Genomic DNA, 15,003 nt, shown 5'->3' with positions numbered 1-15,003 from the left:
AGCTTGATCCGCTTAAGGCAGCTGGAAGCATCGTGCAAATTAGAAATTAGAGACAAAAAAACATTGGGTATAGGGAGAGATTACGATGGCTAATCAGAAAAAATGGGTTCAACAATTATTGGTCGTTTCCGCTTTGGCATTAGCGTTGACGGCATGCGGAACGAAGGAAGAAGCTACGAGCGCAAGCGGAAACGCAAGCTCGGCCCCAACTGCCGCGGCTACGGAAACAAGCTCGCCTGAGGCTGCTGCCGACGACACTCCCGAGACGACAACCGTTACACTCGTCGGCGTACGTGACGCCCAAATTTCCTCCCAGCAAATTATTGCCGATAAGCTTGGCTACTTCAAGGAAGCAGGCCTCGATGTAACAAGCCAGCTCATTGAAAGCGGCCCGGATATTGCTCCTTTGGTTGCAGGGGGCAGCGCTCCTGTCAGCATTCAGACGAACTTTATGGATATTATTTTAAAATCCTCCAATATTCCCGTGAAAATAGTAGCGCCGCTGGCTCAAATTGCCGGAACACAAGCAGTCGTTGGCTCCAGCAAGCTCGAATTGAAAAGTGCAAAGGATCTGGAAGGCAAGACGATCGGCATTCCAAGCGGGGCAGATGTCAAGTTCGCCATTGATAATATGGGCAAGGAGCTCGGCGTCGACGTAAGCAAGATTAATTATGTCAACCTCGCGCCAAGTGACGCCGTTGTTGCGCTGCAGAACGGATCTATCGATGCGATGGCAGCTTGGGAGCCGTTCATAACGAAGGCGATTCAAGGTGGCGGCAAGTTTCTGTTCAGCGGTACGAAAAGCGAGCTTCCCGATAAAACTGGCGCTGTGAACTGGATGAGCGTACACACAACGGTGCAAGTAACTGACGAGTATTTGAAGGAAAATCCAAACACGATCAAAGCGATGCTTGGCGCTCTAGAGAAAGCGACAGCTTACATTAATGACAACCGGGAAGAAGCGATTAAAATATTGGCGCCAGAGCTGCACTTAACCGAGGACGAGCTCAGAGAGATTATGAACCGCAACGTGTACGCCATGGAAGTGAATGATACTTACATTAACGGAAGCAACGGCCAGGCCGTAGGCGAGTATTTGAAAAGTGTTGGCAACATTAAGAGCATACCTGAATTCGCATCTTACCATGATCTAAGTTTGCTCAAAGCGCTTGATCCTGCGCTAGTGACAGAGTAACAAAGTAGCAATAAAAATAAGATGCGTATAACGGGAAGGCTGAGCCCTTGTGGTTCTGCCTTCTATGTTTATATCCTCATAATAGGACAGAGGTGAGCTTATGAAGGAACCATTGGATTTAATCATCCGGGATGGCTCGGTTGTCCTGTGTAATGATGTTCGCCGAATGGATATTGGAATCCACAATGGGCGAATTGTACAGCTGGCCGAGCGGCTGACGACTCCCGCCAAACAATCGGTTCTGGCATCCGGCATGATTGTGATGCCCGGAATGATAGACGCCCATGTCCATTTGAACGAGCCGGGACTTGGAGCTTGGGAAGGTTTTACTAGCGGCTCCTCGGCTCTTGCAGCAGGCGGCTGCACCACTTATATCGATATGCCGCTAAATGGCATTCCGCCAACCGTTACCGTTGCAGCATTGCAGCAAAAGCTGGCTGCGGCACAAGGCAAATCCATTGTGGATTATGCATTATGGGGCGGACTTGTGCCGGGGCATCTCGATGACTTGCGAGCCTTGGATGAGGCCGGAGTTATCGGCTTCAAGGCATTTATGTCTTCTCCCGGCGATCCGTCCGAGGATGCCTTCCGCGAGGTGGATGATGCGACGCTGCTGGCAGGGATGAAGATTATCGCAGAGCTTGGTCATGTACTGGCGCTTCATGCGGAAAGCGAGCCCATCGTAGCTGCCTTGACGAAAGAAAAGCTGGCCAAGGGCGCCATATCTGCGGCAGATTATACGGCCTCGCGTCCAGTGCGCGCTGAGCTTGAGGCGGTTAATCGGGCTCTCCTGTTCGCAGAGCAGATGGGATGCGCTCTGCATTTTGTCCATATTAGCAGTGCGGATGCCGTCCAGACGATAGCCAATGCCAAGCAGCGCGGTGTCGATGTGACCTTGGAAACTTGCCCTCATTATTTGGTGCTCACAGACCGTGATTTGGAGCAAATTGGCCCGGCGGCCAAATGCGCACCTCCATTACGGAGCAAATCTGAGCAGGAAAAGCTATGGGCGATGCTTGCTGCTGGACACATCGATATGATCGCTTCCGACCATTCTCCCTGCCCAAGCGAATTGAAGCAATCGGACAATTATTTTACGGCGTGGGGAGGCATAGCTGGAGCACAAAATTCGCTGGAGCTAATGATTGACGAAGGCTACACGAAGAGGGAAATTCCACTCCCGGTGCTGAGTCGCATGCTTTCCTTCGCGCCCGCCAAGAGGTTCGGCCTCAGCGATACGAAGGGCGAGATACGGCTTGGAGCAGATGCGGACCTTGTTATGCTTCAGCTTGATGCTCCGTACACCCTTGAAGCGCAGCTTCTTTATCACCGCCATAAGCATAATCCTTATATCGGCAGAAAATTTGGCTGCCGTGTCATGGCTACCTGGAGCAGAGGGAACATGGTATACGAGGTTAAAAGAGGCATAGCTCAGCCGTTCGCAGGGCAATGGCTGAGCGGTGCTCCTGCATGCGCGAAGCAGCAGGTGTGATCTCTATCTTATTGTTACATTTCTTCGCTGACAAAATGAAGCAGCCCTTCAATCATCCCGCAAGATGACTGAAGGGCTGCTCTTTGTTATACAGCTGTTCGTTCTGAAATCGTTTCAGCCATTAGACATGCAAGCTACAGGTCTCGCACAGCATTTCTCAGCGATTGCCGGAACTCCTGCGGTGTCATGCCTTCATGCTGGCGGAAAAGGCGGCTGAAATATTTAGCATCCTCGTAGCCGCACAAATAGCTGATTTCCTGAATGGGCCGCTCGGTATCCAGCAGCAGCTGTGAAGCTCGTCTCAAGCGGAGGCTCGTGAAATATGGATGCGGCTCCATACCCATCTGCTCTTCAAACAGCCTGCGGAAATGGCTTTCCGAGAAATAACTTTCCCGGCATAACTCCTCAAATGCTGCTGCCGAAATCGGCAGCTCTTCCGCAAGCTGCTCCATCCGCTGCGCGAACGCGACCATATCGCTGCTCTCCTGCTGCGCTGCCGCTTGCTGATTTTCATAAGAATGCAGCGATTGGATAGCTTGCGGGCCTTCCGTTATATTTTGGACCAGCTGCACTATTAAGTTCAGCATTTCCGCATCGGTACGCAGCCGCTGGTAGGCACCGCCCTGCTCATAGGCGCGCAGCGTCCAGCCTGCACACGCAAACAGCTCGTCCGATGCCGATTCAAGCACCGTCACATGCGGCAGCCAAATGGAACCCGGCGATGATGTTGATGCTGTTGCCGCCGGTACTGGCGCAGATTCTGATGCTGCTGATTCCGCCTCCGCATCGGACGCTTCGTTATCAATGAAATGCCGTAGCTCCTCATGCGGCTGCACCTGCTCCCAATCAAAATGAATCGCGATATGCAGCTCTTCCTCCTGCTCCTGCGTCAAGCTGTGGGCGACGCCCGGCGGAAACATAATGACCGAGCCTTCTTTATATGCCGCTTGCTTGCCTTCAGAAGAAACGATACCGCTCCCCTTCAGCACAAAAATAAACTCATGATCGTAAATCGTTCTCGGCGCTGCCGCTATCGTGCGAACGCACAGGTGGGCGAAGCGGACCAACGGCCTAGCCGTTCGATGCTGCAGCAGCTGTATGAAAGGAAGCAACCGCCTCTCCTCCTCTTGCTTCTAAGTTAGGTTTAAGCTTGAATGTTCACGACGAACGGGACAATAAACGTCTTCCCAGCGCGCTGAAATTGTCCCCATATTTTATATAAACCAGGCTCTGGGAACTCGGTGGCAAAAACAGCCTCCGGGCCGGTTGCAGCCTCATCTAGCGGATGCACATGCAAATATTTTGCCAAATCGCCGCTAATAATGACGACATGGCCCACAGCGCCCAAATAAGGCTCTAAATCTGTAACCGGCTCACCTGTCGCCGCATCCTCGAAGGTGTACGTGAGCTTTGCTTCCTCTCCCGCTTTCGTCGTCGACAGCGCAAGCTTCACCTTCTGTCCTTCCACTGTCTGCACAAGCTCATGGTCTGCCTTCAGCTCGACTTTAGCAGCAGCTTGTCCCGAAGCTTCCACCTCTGTACTAATCGTCTGCTGCGGAGCGCCGGATGGTATAAAATCGGCAAACAGCTTATATGTATCCGCCGCCGGGAACGTTTCCTTCACTGTAAACTTGCCGCCACTTTCATAATTCGGGTGTATATGCGAAAAATAGCTCAAGTCGCTGCTTACTGCAATCAAATGCATGAGCTTCTCATGGTTCAAGTCAAACTTCTCGATTGGCGCGTCCGCAGCATCGGTGACATTAAGTTCAATAACTGTTTCCGAGCCTGCTACTGGCTGTCCACTCTGGAAGCTCCACTTCACCTGGGCATTTGCCTGTTCATGCTCCATACCGTCCATATCGCCATGGCCGCTATGGCTGTTATCGCTTTCTGCCTGCTCATTCTCATCATGCCCGCTATGCGCGCCTGACTCCGAAGCCTCCGGTGCAGCTGACGGGCTGGACTGCTGATGCCCTTCATGTCCGCTTGTGCTTGCGTCGCTTGTGCTTGCACCATTCGTTCCGCAGCCTGCCAGCATGCCCGCAAGGGCGATCATCGTCATATAGAGCGCCGCTTTTCTTTTTGCCATTTTCTTTATCCTAGCTCCTTTATGCAGAAATCGTTTAGATCGCAATGCGCTTGTTCACAGCGAAATAACGGCTTATATACGCTCCGAAACGATCCTTGCTCCTATTTTAAAAAACACAAAAAGCCGCTCCTTCCCCAAAGTCCAAACCATCTTGCTATGTTCGCTTCGGAAAAAGAGGGCTGTGCAAGCTTAGCTTATGCCCCGTGTTATACGACGTCGAAACCGGTATTTTCAATCGCTTCTTTAATGGAAGCCAGCGATACTTTCGCCGCATCAAACTCCACCGCTACTTGTCCAGCTGCTAAATCGACTTTGCCACTGGCTCCCGCTTCATTTACAGCCTTCTCTACTGTGCTCACGCAGTGCCCGCAGGACATGCCTTCTACTTTAAGTGTTACGTTTTCCATCTTTTATAGCCTCCTTGAGTTATGTTTTATTATTTCAATAATTTCTTAACGGTAATCAACAGCTCGTCAATGACTTCATGCTCGCCTGCCTGAATACGATCCACTATGCAGCTTTTCATATGGCCTTCCAGCAGCAGCTTGCCTACCCCGTTTAATGCCGATTGCGCAGCCGCTATTTGAGTGAGCACATCATCGCAATACGTATCCTTCTCAATCATCGCCTTCACTCCGCGGATCTGGCCCTCCACCTTGTTCAGACGCCTGATCAAATTCGCCTTCATTTCATCAGAGTGGTGGCTAAGGCGCTCCATGGACTGGCCGTCGCCTGCACCGCCTGCGTCCATATGCTGATGCAAACAAGCTGATTTCGTTTCTTTGTCCATTCGAATACCTCCAGGGGGTATAGCATAAGCTTATTTTTATATTAACATACCCCTATAGGGTATGTAAAGCCATATGTACGAGATCAAAAAAAACAGCAGTCCCAGACAACAAATGTGCGTCCTGAACTGCTGTTTTCCTGAGAAATAAGATCGTATAAGGTCGTGTATGAGTACGTTTAGTGAATTTCTTTCTTGCTAAAGTTGCCGCCGCTAACATCAGATACATGCTCAATTGCAACGAAAGCACGGGGATCAATGTCATGGACGATTGATTTAAGCTTCGCCACTTCCAGACGGTTGACTACGCAGTAGATCATTTGCGTTTCTTCTCTGGAGTATCCGCCTCTTGCCTGAATATACGTTGTGCTTCTACCCAAGCGGCTCATAACGGCTTCAGAAATTTCCTCGTATTCGGCGGAAATAATCGTGACGGATTTCGACTCATCGAGACCCTCTACCACAATATCCATCACTTTCGTCGCTATATAATACGTGAACATCGAATACATTGCGGAATCCCATTTGAAAACAAAACCCGCCAAAATAAAAATGAACACGTTGACGATCATAATAAACTGTCCGACCGGCATGGAAAATTTCTTCGAGGCCAAAATCGCCAAAATTTCCGTGCCGTCCAGCGATCCGCCGAAACGGATAACGAGACCGATACCACCGCCCAGAATAATACCGCCGAACAATACTGCAAGCAGCTTATCCTCTGTAAAAGCATCCACGTGATGCAGCAGCTGCGTCGTTACAGACATGACTACGATACCGTATAAAGTAGATATCGCAAACGTTTTACCAATTTGCTTGAAACCGATGAACAGGAATGGAAGGTTCAAGAGGAAAATAAAAATACCCAGAGGCTTATCCGTAAGGTGAGAGACCATAATCGAAATACCGGTAATTCCTCCGTCGATGACGCTATTTGGGACGAGGAACAGCTCCAGCGCAACGCCCATAAGGACGGCTCCGATTGTAATAAACATCGCTCTTTTCAAAATTTCAAGCTTTGAGAGTTTCTTATGTGCTTTTGCCATGCTTTGCCTCCGACTATTTTCTTTTAAGACTAGCATAGAAATGGATATTTTTCAAAACAACGGCTGGAAATATTGCAAGTGAGCTTTTACTCCGCTATAATTAGACCGATCAGTCGGTCTATTAGGAGGGACAGCAAATGGTCAGAGGACGTTCGGATGGTGAAGAAACCAAACGCCGCATCGCCAACACGGCAAAGCAACTGTTTGTCCAGAAAGGCTATGGCGCCGTTTCCATGAATGAGGTATGCGAGAGCAGCAAGGTCAGCAAAGGCAGCCTATATCATCATTTCCCGAGCAAGGAGCAGCTTTTTCTTGAGGTGGTTGAGAAAGATAGTGAGCAATGGCGTTTGGCATGGGATCGTAAACGAGAGAAGCTGACTACTGTTGAGGAACAGCTTTTTGCACTTGCAGAGCATTACGCCCATGACTTTCAAAATCCGCTCATGAAAGCCATGGAAGAATTTTCACGCAGTCAGGCGTTCACACAGGAGGAAATATTCAATCGCCTTCTCCAGATCATGAATAATGCATCGCAAGCCTGCCGCGACCTTATTCGCGAGGGGCAAGCCAGTGGCCTATTTGTTGCTTGTGATGAGGAAGAGCTTGTTTTGATTGTCAGCAGCATGATGGAGGGCCTTGGAAAAGTGTATTATACGATTGACCGGGAGCAGGAACCCGATCGGATTTCGAAGCTGTTCCATCTGGCAGCCAAGCTGCTGTTGAATGGTATACGCGCTAAGTGAAGAATAACTGGCGCTTTTTTTTAGCTATTAATTGGACCGGTTGGTCGGTCTATAAATGAAGGGAATGAACACAATGTTATACCAGAACCGTACTTTTCGCATTATTCTTTTTTCTGATGTTTTGCAGCAGCTCGCGATTTGGATTCGCAATATGGCACTCCTCTTTTTTGTCATGGAGCAGACGAATGGCAATAAGGTTGCCGTATCCCTGCTGTCCATTTTGGAATATGCGCCGATTCTTATCTTTTCGATTATTGGTGGCGTGCTTGCCGACCGCTGGAATCCGAAACGCACGATGATTGCCAGCGATCTTCTCAGCGCTGTATCGATCGGTATTATTTTACTCATGCTTGCAAATGATTGGTGGGAAGCGCTGTATGTATCGGTGTTCGTATCCGCCATCGTCAGCCAATTTTCACAGCCTTCGTCAGCGAAGGTGTTCAAGCGACATATTCCTGTAGATCAGGTTCCTTCGGCAATCGGTCTGTCGCAAAGCATGTCGTCGCTGTTCTTCATACTCGGCCCTATTATTGGAACGGCGATTTATCAATGGGCGGGACTCACAACGTCACTGCTTGCACTGCCAGTCTTGTTTCTCGCGTCTGCAGCTGCGCTTGCTTTGCTTCCCAAGGAAGCACGTCCCGAGGAGCAGGAGAAGGTTTCATTGAAAAATGATTTGTCCTCCGGCTATCGCTTCATCGTCGCAGAGAAAGGATTGCTGCGGTTGTTTCTGACTTTCGCCTTCATCGGCTTGGCGGCCGGACTCGTTCAGCCCCTTGAAATATTCATCGTGACTGAGCGGCTTGGCTTGGATAAAGAAAACGTGCAGTGGTTCGCCGCTGCTGACGGAATCGGCTTGCTGCTGGGCTCCCTATTAGCCGGGCTCTTCCCCAAGCTGCTTAAAGCCAAATACTTGCTGCCGCTTGCTCTCGCTTTCCTGGGCATTACGTTTTTAGTGGAGGGCTCCTCCATTTGGCCGCTTGTGACTGGCACATTCCGCTTTGCCAACGGCCTGTTGCTAGCAGTCTTCAATACGGCAGTCGCCAGCTTCGTCATTACCAAAATTCCAGACGCAATGGTCGGCAAGGTCAATGGCCTAATGACACCGCTATTTACGGGGTCCATTTTGCTCGGAACGGCAGCCTCTGGACTGCTGGCTGCTTCCTTCGGCTTGTTTGTCGTATATGCTCTGTCTGCTGTCCTTTGCCTTGTAGCTGTCGCTCCGTCACTGAAGGTAGGTTTACAGAAAGAAGCGGCTTAGCTTGTTTTCCGCTTATAAAATGTCCTTGACCAAAAAAAGCGAAAAACGGTGGAATGCCGAGAATCATGTTGAAGACGCAAAGGAATAACGAACGCACTTGTTGCCGAGAGAGATAGGACCTCATCCAACAAGTCTCGATTTCAAATAATCGAGGCTTGTTTGAATGCTCTGAAGGGGATTTAAGCTTTCATCCTGCTCGACGAAATAATACATTACTCCGGCTTCGTTGAAGCTGCTGAAAATAGGAGCCCAATCAATCGTGCCTTGCCCGACCTCCGTGAAATTACCGCTCTCATCCATGTCCTTCACATGAATAAGAGGTGATAAGCTCTTATATGCGAGTAAGGTAGAATAAGGATCCATTCCGGCTTTCTTCACCCAATACATATCGAGCGCAAGTTTCATCACGTCGGTGCCGACGCCCGCCAGCAAGCGGTCGATCGTTCTTTTTCCATCCCGTATTTCAAATTCTTCCGCGTGAGGATGATACAGAAGCTGCATACCGCGGCGCTGGATTTCCAAGCCAAGCTTTCGCAACAAAGCGATAGACGCTTTAAGCGTCCTTTCATCTGCATAGCTCTCCTTTAATAAGGAGGTTACAATGTAATGGGCGCCGATGGTTTGGGCATAGTCAAGCTGACTTTGCAGGTTTTCCAGCGTTAGCGGGTAGACGTAAGTTGACACGCTTTTTAATCCAAGACGATTGAGCTCCGCCTTCATTCGCTCAGCTGGAATATCGGCATATCCCCAACTGAAGGGCTCCACTAGCTTATAACCTATAGCTGCAATCTTCTCTAGCGTCCCAAAGAAATCCTTCTCCAGCTCGTTGCGAAGTGTATAAAGCTGCAGGCCCGGAGGGGTAGCAGTCAGTTCCCTCAGTTTGTCGCCGCATCTTATAAATTTCATTGTTATCTCCTCGCAGCTCTCATTATTTCAATCGTTTTGCTATCTCATCCGCCGTACGAAAGGCAAGGGCTACAGTCGTTAGTGTAGGATTAGCCGTCCCGCTTGTTGGTATCACGCTGTTATCCGCCACGTAAAGTCCGGTTATGCCATGGATTTGTCCGAAATGGTTCGTAGCCGATGTTGACGGGTCCTCCCCCATTCGACAGGTACCCATTTCATGAATGTCCGAGCCAATCGGCAGCCGACACAAAGCTGGACCCTCGGCCGATACCAATGAAGCATTCATGGCGGCTGCCGCTTTCTTTACGCCTTCGCCCATTTGCCGGATCACCTCTTCGTCCCTTACGCTATACGAAAAGTGAATGTTAAGCTCCGGCACACCGTCTTCGTCCCGCTTGACCGGGTCAAGCGAAACGTAATTATCATAGCGTGCCTCAACCTTGCCAAGTGTTCCAAGGAAAAAATTCCATTTTTCCTGCAAAGGCTGTTCAGCATATTGCACCCACGGATAATCACCAGGCCCGACGATTTGAATTTGATAAGGACGGTCAATCTGTCCTGGCACCAAAATGCGAAGCGGGCCGAGCACTTCGGGAAACTCGTTGCGATTTACCTGGCCCAAACCCAGCACTCTGGAGTGATTGGTCATATAGTGACCGATGGCTCTCCCTTTAATGTCCGAATTCAACAAAATTTGCGCGCTTCCAAATGTGCTTGCCGACAGAACGACGTTTTTTGCTTTTAATCTGAATGTCTGTTTATCCGGGGAAATCACCTCGACGCCGACGCAGCGGTTCTGATCGGTCAGCACCTTCACTGCTCTTGCATGGATCGCGAGGTCGTAAGGGCGGTTCAGAGCCTCCGCCAAAAAATGAACAGAGCTGAAAACCGGGTTTGAATTCATGACGCCGAACGCATTGGACGGCTCAAGATTAACGGCGAGCGGTTCATCAGTGGCATCGGGATAACCGTTCCGTTGTAGGCGATCTAGCAGCAACTGCGTGAGCGGGGCACCCTTGGTAAAGTTTGGCGTGACGCTCAAAGCCTTTTCTGCTAGGGCGTAATAACGATTCATCTCGGAGAGCGGTACAGGCCATTGTAACAATTCAGAGTTCGTCATACGTGGGCTCGTCGTGCTCCAGAACAAGGTTCTGCCCCCGAGGGCATAAATTTGGCCGGATAAATAATTGTCGATATAATAAGCTTCACTGGAGTAATAATCAAAAACCCGCCTCGAATTCATCGTTTCGATATTTTGTGCATGCGTTGGGATTAACAATCCGCCTCTCTCGATAACTCCGATTCGTTTCCCGCTGTCGGCTAATTGCTGTATCAAGCGCCTCAGAACGGCACCGCCTCCGGCTCCTGTTCCGACGATAAGCACATCATATTCCTTATGCTGCATCTCGTCCAACGAGTTTAAAGGGATCCATTGCTCGCATGCCTCCGGGTTAATAAGCTGCAAGGTGCACGGAGGGAGCTCCGTAGTCTTATCCAATACCCCTCCCAGAGTCGGAAGCTTAATCTGTTGGCCCGCAATATTCGATAAAGGGGCGATAATATGAGGATTGAGGCTAATAAGCTCCTCGATTCTGACCTTGTATTTAAGCGCTATTGTTCGAAGATTGTCGGTGCTGCCCGCGATATAAAGCCTCATCGTTCGCATCCTTTCCTCATTCATCCTTCTAGATGTATATGCGGCAAGAGGGAAGCTATGAGTCAGGAAGCTTTAACTAATTCCAGTGTTGAAGTAGGAGGCGATGGCGAGGCAGTGGGCTATACGACTCTAGTTGCGGTTTTGCAGCCAAGTGGATAATGTGATAATGAATAACAAAGCACCAATGAAATAGGCGATTGCGCCTGCTTCATTGGTGCTTTTCGATTTGAAGCTTATTTTATTGGGAGTTTCATCCGTTTAAAGGCGTTATTGTGCTGGTTGCTGGACAGAAGCTAATGCTTTACAGCTCAAGCAGCTCACGTTTTTGCGCATCAGGGTCAGTAATGACCTCAGTGCTATGGTTGAAAATAAGTGTCGAACGCTCCGGTTTGCTATACGCAGGCCATGCGACATTTTCAACTTCAGGCGTGCCCTGTTTAGCAAAAGCAATCCATGCATCCTGCATGCGCCAGGCAAGCTGCTGCATGGACTCATCGGGTGTAACGCCCATGCTCTGCATATGCTCCAGCGTGTTGAACACAAAGAAGATTTCAATGCCATGAATCGATTTATGGAGCAGCGGATGCTCCGGCAGCACCCAGTCAAAGCGATACATCCATACAGGCGCATGCTCGTATTGCGCGGTGGCAAACTGCAGGGACGAGCGCCAAAAGAAAGCTTCGGTCATCATTTGGGCCTGTCCGTCTGTCGTTGGCGGATAAGCGGCAGCGGCGGCTGCGACGTTTTTGATATCAGGCGCCATAAAGGTCAACGCTTCGGACATATCGATGTTATCATCAAAAGGCATATCGGGCCTGATGAACAAATGCCCTTCATCCAAATTCGTCCCGATTAGCAGAGGAATATCCGCAGCCGCTCCTTCATGAATCGCCTGCAGCGGCGGCTGCGGAAGCGTTGCCTCGTCGAGCACCGGTTGAAACAGCAGCGCAAGCCGGTTTCCAGCCTGCTCTTTCAGTTTTTCCCCTGCTGCAAAAATATGCTCCGCTGGCACGGTCCTTAGCTTGTCCAGCTCGGACGGGCTAATGCCGAGCAATTGAAGCAGGCCTGCCCGGATGCCATCCGCTTGCTGCGGAGGAATGAATTGCGAGGCTCCGCTTTGCATAATGGCACGACTGTACAAGCCTTTCGCCTTCGGCATGGCCAGCAGTGCTGCAATACTCATGCTGCCTGCGGATTCTCCAAAAATAGTGACGGCAGCGGGATCGCCGCCGAACGCCGCGATATTATTTTTCACCCATTCCAGTGCAGCTATTTGATCGAGAAGCCCTGCATTGGATACGAAGGAGCCGCCAAGCGGCGCGAGATGCAGAAACCCGAACGGCCCTAGGCGATAGTTGATCGTCACGACGATCACATTTCCCCGCTTCGCCAGCTCCGATCCATCATAGAAGGGCAAGCTTCCTGCTCCGGTCAAAAAAGAGCCGCCATGAATCCATACCATAACCGGAAGCGGCGCGGCTGCTGCGTCCCCAGCAACGACTGATTCTGGTGCCCATACATTCAAATAGAGGCAATCTTCCGATTCGAGTCGCGTACCTGCGGCAAGCTCCGCTGCTGCCCCATTTTGCCTGGGCTGTATGTTTTCAGGGCCAAAATGGAAGGCTTCTCTGACACCCTCCCACTGCCCAAACGGAACAGGCGCTGCAAATCGCAGCTCATCTACTGGCGGCTTGGCATAGGGAATCCCCTTCCAAACGGAAACTCCGTTCAACTGTTGACCTTTAACCGTGCCATCCTTCATATTTACCTCGATCGTTGTCATGCTTCACTCTCCCTCATTGCCCATTATTAAACGTTAAAATAGTGAGAACTAACGAAATGACTGATTTGTTTTTCTGGTCACTTTCTTACTATTTATGATAGCAAATGGGCGTCCGCTTATCAATTTTTTGAACCAGCATAAAAAACGACAACCAATCCCGCAAGATTAGCTGTCGTTTGGCATTAGACTAAACACTTTCACAAATATTGTTATTGGATTATCAGGCCGCCTTCTGGCCTCTGCTCTGATCCTTGCGCTCCAGCGCCATGCTCCATCCAGTCAGCAGCACCGCTCCCACCACCATCAACGCGCCGATCCAGGTCGTATGAATAAGCCCAATAGAAGCGGCGATAATGCCGCCGAGATAAGCGCCGATGGCAATGCCTGCATTAAAGGCAGCAATATTGATGGCCGATGCCACATCAACTGCTCGCGGTACGAACCGTTCTGCCAGCATCACAACGTACACCTGCAGCCCCGGCACGTTCATAAAATGCAGCAGTCCCATCGCAATAATCGTCACTAGACCGATGATTTTGAAAGGCGCCGTAAATGTCAGGATAACGAGCACAACGGCCTGCACCATAAACATATAAAACAAAGCAACTATCGGGTTGCGGTTGGCAAGCTTTCCGCCAATCATATTACCGAGCGCAATCGCAATACCGTATACGAGCAAAATAACGGTAACCGTTCCCGATTTAAATCCGGTTATTTGTTGCAATAGCGGGGATAAATAAGTGAATACGACAAACGTGCCACCGTAGCCCAAAGCGGTGATGGCGAACAGCAGCAGCAGTCGGCCATTTTTGACCAATTGCAATTGATCTTTAAAGGAAGAACGGGCACCTTTGCGCAAATCGCCCGGAATGAGCAGCATGTTTGCGATAAACGCAAGAATGCCGACAATCACGATAGCGACAAAAGCCGTTCGCCAGCCCCAGAGCTGGCCGATAAATGTACCGAGCGGCACACCTGTTACCGTCGCAACGGTCAATCCGCTGAACATAATCGAAATCGCGCTGGCACGGCGGTTCGCCGGAACAAGATCAGCCGCAATGGTCGATCCAATCGACATAAATATGCCATGCGAAAAAGCGGATACGACGCGTGCGATCAGCAGCACTTCAATACTCGCCGATGCGGCTGCTAAGCTGTTGCCGATAATAAAGATAAGCATAATCCACATAAGCAGCGTTTTGCGCGACAAGCTGGACGTTAGGGATGTAAGGATTGGCGCCCCGACCGTTACACCCAGTGCATAAAGGGAAACAGTCAACCCCGCTGCCCGCAGCGATACGTGCAAATCCTCTGAAATCAGGGGCAGCAGCCCGACACTTATAAATTCCGTCGTCCCAATGGCAAATGCGCTTACGGCGAGAGCCAACAATGCCAACGTGCTTCTTTTTTGATTAACAGTCATGCTATATTGCCTCCTATCCTGTCGTGTATCTATTGGGTACGGTTCACTTCGCGAGTAGCCGCAGTGGATCGATAAGTGCTATGATAGGTTATATCTGTCTAAAAGAATAGTACGTACTTTTCAGTAATGTAGGCACTAAAAAGTACCTATAAATACCGATCAGCAAGGAGGAGCAGCATGACAAAGAAGAAATACAATATTTCCGTAGAGGCAACGCTTGAGGTTATCGGAGGAAAATGGAAATGCGTCATTCTCTGCCATCTTACTCACGGCAAGAAACGGACCAGCGACCTGAAACGGCTCATGCCAGGAATCACGCAAAAAATGCTCACTCAGCAGCTCCGCGAGCTGGAGGACGATGGAATCGTGAACCGGATTACGTATAATCAGGTGCCGCCTAAAGTCGAATACGAGCTTACCGAATACGGACTCAGCCTCGACAGCATTCTCAGTGCCCTCTGCAACTGGGGCGAAGAGCATATTATCCGAATTTATGGCGATAAATATTCGATGCTTGAGGATAGTGTTTTGAATAAATAAGCACGGTCTACTGAGTGGTGTTGTAGAGGTAGTATCGGAGTTTAAGTGTTTATGCAGATATCATAAAAAAAGGCTTGT

At 49.9% G+C, this 15,003-nt stretch carries 14 protein-coding genes; 5 read left to right on the top strand and 9 right to left on the bottom strand.

The genetic code is table 11. The features are described 5' to 3' along the window. The first annotated feature begins 85 nt into the window (after positions 1 to 85). Positions 86 to 1,195, top strand: a complete 1,110-nt coding sequence (locus tag WH37_RS28385) for an ABC transporter substrate-binding protein (RefSeq protein WP_046234033.1) — start codon at positions 86 to 88, stop codon at positions 1,193 to 1,195. A 100-nt stretch (positions 1,196 to 1,295) separates the two neighbouring features. Further along, entirely contained in the window at positions 1,296 to 2,687 is a 1,392-nt protein-coding gene (locus tag WH37_RS28380; protein WP_046234032.1) for an allantoinase, read from the top strand. 134 nt (positions 2,688 to 2,821) lie between these two features. On the opposite strand, the gene WH37_RS28375 is transcribed toward WH37_RS28380, so the two are convergent. From WH37_RS28375 to WH37_RS28355, 5 genes are all read right to left on the bottom strand, one after another. Continuing rightward, on the bottom strand, positions 2,822 to 3,799 hold the full coding sequence (locus WH37_RS28375) for an AraC family transcriptional regulator (RefSeq protein ID WP_046234031.1): 978 nt from the start codon (positions 3,797 to 3,799) through the stop codon (positions 2,822 to 2,824). A 32-nt stretch (positions 3,800 to 3,831) separates the two neighbouring features. Then, positions 3,832 to 4,779: a hypothetical protein gene (locus WH37_RS28370; protein WP_143088697.1), complete on the bottom strand. Its 948-nt coding sequence runs from the start codon at positions 4,777 to 4,779 to the stop codon at positions 3,832 to 3,834. 206 nt (positions 4,780 to 4,985) lie between these two features. Next, a complete protein-coding gene (locus WH37_RS28365) occupies positions 4,986 to 5,186 on the bottom strand; it encodes a copper ion binding protein (protein WP_046234030.1) in 201 nt (66 codons plus the stop codon). A gap of 29 nt (positions 5,187 to 5,215) precedes the next feature. Then, positions 5,216 to 5,530 carry a metal-sensitive transcriptional regulator gene (locus WH37_RS28360; RefSeq protein ID WP_046234071.1) on the bottom strand — a complete coding sequence of 105 codons (315 nt, stop codon included), beginning with the start codon at positions 5,528 to 5,530 and terminating at the stop codon, positions 5,216 to 5,218. A 215-nt stretch (positions 5,531 to 5,745) separates the two neighbouring features. Then, positions 5,746 to 6,612: a YitT family protein gene (locus WH37_RS28355; RefSeq protein WP_046234029.1), complete on the bottom strand. Its 867-nt coding sequence runs from the start codon at positions 6,610 to 6,612 to the stop codon at positions 5,746 to 5,748. Between the two features lie 137 nt (positions 6,613 to 6,749). Here WH37_RS28355 and WH37_RS28350 point away from each other — a divergent pair, with 137 nt between their 5' ends. Together WH37_RS28350 and WH37_RS28345 are read left to right on the top strand one after the other, a co-directional pair. Next, a complete protein-coding gene (locus tag WH37_RS28350; protein ID WP_046234028.1) occupies positions 6,750 to 7,355 on the top strand; it encodes a TetR/AcrR family transcriptional regulator in 606 nt (201 codons plus the stop codon). 73 nt (positions 7,356 to 7,428) lie between these two features. Further along, positions 7,429 to 8,616: an MFS transporter gene (locus WH37_RS28345; protein WP_231594410.1), complete on the top strand. Its 1,188-nt coding sequence runs from the start codon at positions 7,429 to 7,431 to the stop codon at positions 8,614 to 8,616. A 120-nt stretch (positions 8,617 to 8,736) separates the two neighbouring features. Here the strand turns inward: WH37_RS28345 and WH37_RS28340 are convergent, their stop codons facing one another. From WH37_RS28340 to WH37_RS28325, 4 genes are all read right to left on the bottom strand, one after another. Then, entirely contained in the window at positions 8,737 to 9,522 is a 786-nt protein-coding gene (locus WH37_RS28340; protein ID WP_046234026.1) for a sugar phosphate isomerase/epimerase family protein, read from the bottom strand. A gap of 22 nt (positions 9,523 to 9,544) precedes the next feature. Next, positions 9,545 to 11,179: a GMC oxidoreductase gene (locus WH37_RS28335; RefSeq protein WP_231594408.1), complete on the bottom strand. Its 1,635-nt coding sequence runs from the start codon at positions 11,177 to 11,179 to the stop codon at positions 9,545 to 9,547. A gap of 301 nt (positions 11,180 to 11,480) precedes the next feature. Next, positions 11,481 to 12,962 carry a carboxylesterase/lipase family protein gene (locus WH37_RS28330; protein WP_046234024.1) on the bottom strand — a complete coding sequence of 494 codons (1,482 nt, stop codon included), beginning with the start codon at positions 12,960 to 12,962 and terminating at the stop codon, positions 11,481 to 11,483. Between the two features lie 220 nt (positions 12,963 to 13,182). After that, on the bottom strand, positions 13,183 to 14,385 hold the full coding sequence (locus WH37_RS28325) for an MFS transporter (protein WP_046234023.1): 1,203 nt from the start codon (positions 14,383 to 14,385) through the stop codon (positions 13,183 to 13,185). Positions 14,386 to 14,562: 177 nt separating this feature from the next. Here WH37_RS28325 and WH37_RS28320 point away from each other — a divergent pair, with 177 nt between their 5' ends. Further along, positions 14,563 to 14,925: a winged helix-turn-helix transcriptional regulator gene (locus WH37_RS28320; RefSeq protein ID WP_046234022.1), complete on the top strand. Its 363-nt coding sequence runs from the start codon at positions 14,563 to 14,565 to the stop codon at positions 14,923 to 14,925. The last annotated feature ends 78 nt before the right edge of the window (positions 14,926 to 15,003 follow it).

Origin of the sequence: Paenibacillus algorifonticola (genome assembly GCF_000971975.1) — a bacterium.
Lineage (GTDB): Bacteria > Bacillota > Bacilli > Paenibacillales > Paenibacillaceae > Pristimantibacillus > Pristimantibacillus algorifonticola.
Note: the sequence above shows the minus strand (reverse complement) of the source record. Positions and strands in the feature narration are given on the sequence as shown.

What these genes read in the sequence shown, in the direction of transcription:
- WH37_RS28385 (WP_046234033.1), top strand. Translation starts at nt 86, where the DNA reads ATGGCTAATCAGAAAAAATGGGTTCAACAATTATTGGTCGTTTCCGCT.
- WH37_RS28380 (WP_046234032.1), top strand. Translation starts at nt 1,296, where the DNA reads ATGAAGGAACCATTGGATTTAATCATCCGGGATGGCTCGGTTGTCCTG.
- WH37_RS28370 (WP_143088697.1), bottom strand. Translation starts at nt 4,779, where the DNA reads ATGGCAAAAAGAAAAGCGGCGCTCTATATGACGATGATCGCCCTTGCG.
- WH37_RS28365 (WP_046234030.1), bottom strand. Translation starts at nt 5,186, where the DNA reads ATGGAAAACGTAACACTTAAAGTAGAAGGCATGTCCTGCGGGCACTGC.
- WH37_RS28360 (WP_046234071.1), bottom strand. Translation starts at nt 5,530, where the DNA reads ATGGACGCAGGCGGTGCAGGCGACGGCCAGTCCATGGAGCGCCTTAGC.
- WH37_RS28355 (WP_046234029.1), bottom strand. Translation starts at nt 6,612, where the DNA reads ATGGCAAAAGCACATAAGAAACTCTCAAAGCTTGAAATTTTGAAAAGA.
- WH37_RS28350 (WP_046234028.1), top strand. Translation starts at nt 6,750, where the DNA reads ATGGTCAGAGGACGTTCGGATGGTGAAGAAACCAAACGCCGCATCGCC.
- WH37_RS28345 (WP_231594410.1), top strand. Translation starts at nt 7,429, where the DNA reads ATGTTATACCAGAACCGTACTTTTCGCATTATTCTTTTTTCTGATGTT.
- WH37_RS28340 (WP_046234026.1), bottom strand. Translation starts at nt 9,522, where the DNA reads ATGAAATTTATAAGATGCGGCGACAAACTGAGGGAACTGACTGCTACC.
- WH37_RS28335 (WP_231594408.1), bottom strand. Translation starts at nt 11,179, where the DNA reads ATGAGGCTTTATATCGCGGGCAGCACCGACAATCTTCGAACAATAGCG.
- WH37_RS28330 (WP_046234024.1), bottom strand. Translation starts at nt 12,962, where the DNA reads ATGACAACGATCGAGGTAAATATGAAGGATGGCACGGTTAAAGGTCAA.
- WH37_RS28325 (WP_046234023.1), bottom strand. Translation starts at nt 14,385, where the DNA reads ATGACTGTTAATCAAAAAAGAAGCACGTTGGCATTGTTGGCTCTCGCC.
- WH37_RS28320 (WP_046234022.1), top strand. Translation starts at nt 14,563, where the DNA reads ATGACAAAGAAGAAATACAATATTTCCGTAGAGGCAACGCTTGAGGTT.